Origin of the sequence: Bacillus sp. FJAT-25509 (assembly GCF_001420605.1) — a bacterium.
Lineage (GTDB): Bacteria > Bacillota > Bacilli > Bacillales > Bacillaceae_G > Gottfriedia.
The window spans coordinates 1-1,309 of record NZ_LJIZ01000001.1; the positions used below are offsets into that span (position 1 = coordinate 1).

The 1,309-nt window shown below is 30.9% G+C and carries 2 protein-coding genes; both read left to right on the forward strand.

What is annotated here, in order from left to right; all coding sequences use genetic code 11:
- Positions 1–70 precede the first annotated feature (70 nt).
- On the forward strand, positions 71–400 hold the full coding sequence (locus AN960_RS00005) for a transposase (RefSeq protein WP_056465242.1): 330 nt from the start codon (positions 71–73) through the stop codon (positions 398–400).
- An 8-nt stretch (positions 401–408) separates the two neighbouring features.
- The gene (locus AN960_RS00010) at positions 409–1,263 is read left to right on the forward strand and encodes an IS3 family transposase (protein ID WP_286131511.1); all 855 of its coding nucleotides are present in this window, start codon (positions 409–411) and stop codon (positions 1,261–1,263) included.
- Positions 1,264–1,309: the final 46 nt, after the last annotated feature.

Below are 1,309 nucleotides of genomic sequence, written 5' to 3' on the forward strand. Positions count from 1 at the left end.
TGTTATTATCCCCTTATAGTAGACAGTCAAAAAAAAGGATCGTACTGTCTATTATGGAGGGGATTTTTTTATGGGGAAAATTAGAAAAACTTATTCTAAAGAAACTAAGTTGAAAGCTATTGATTTGTACTTTGAGAAGGATATGGGGATTAGAACAATAGCTAAAGAACTCGAGATAGGATATACGACCATTCAAAGATGGATAACACATTACAAAAGAGAAGGAATCCAAGGATTAGAAGAAAAAAGAGGGAAATCAGACATTTTATTTAGAAGGAAAGTCAAAGGTGATGATGAAAATGATACTGAAAAAATCAACCGATTAGAAGCAGAGAACGCTTATCTAAAAAAGCTCTTAGCTGCGAAAAGGAGGATGATACAGGAAAAGAAAAATCAATAGAATACAGTATAATTCATGAGCTTAAGAATCAATTTACGGTTGTTACTTTATGTAAGATAGCAGGTGTTTCAAAGAGTGGGTACTACAAATGGTTAACACGTCAGAGTAGCCCTACTAAAAAAGATTTAGAAGATCAATCAATAGTGAAAAAAATTATTGAATGCCAACAAGATCCAGATATTAATTGGAGTTATGGCTATCCAAGAATTAAAACTTGGCTGAGTAAAATGTACGGACTAAAAGTGAATCATAAGAAAATCTATCGTTTGATGAGATCAAATAAGATACAAGCTAAGATACGAAAAAAGAAATGGAAACACTTTGGACGCAAAGAAAAGTTTGTCCTTTCAAGAAACTATTTAAATAGAGAATTTTCAGCTAAACGTCCAAATGAAAAATGGGTAACAGATATTACCTACTTACTTTTTAATGGGAAGAAAATCTATTTATCTTCTATATTAGACCTATATAATAATGAGATTGTCGCTTATAAAATAAGTGAAAGAAATGACCTGAAATTAGTAGCTGATACTTTAAAAGAAGCTATAAAGAATAAGGATGTAAGAGGTCTCATATTACATAGTGATCAAGGGTTCCAGTACACTTCAATAAGATATAACCAACTTTTAAATAAATACAATATTAAGGGAAGTATGTCTAGAAAAGGGAATTGCTTAGACAACGCATGTATTGAAAGCTTTTTTAGTCACTTTAAAACCGAATGTTTTTACCGTTATCATTTTGAGACTTCGCAAGAGGTTAAAATGGCAGTAAAAAAATATATTAAGTTTTATAACAATAAACGTTTTCAGAAAAAATTAAATAACCTTAGCCCTATAGAATATAGGGTTAAGGCTGCTTAGATAATGTACCTTTTATTTAAGTGTCTACTTGACAGGGGTAAGACCA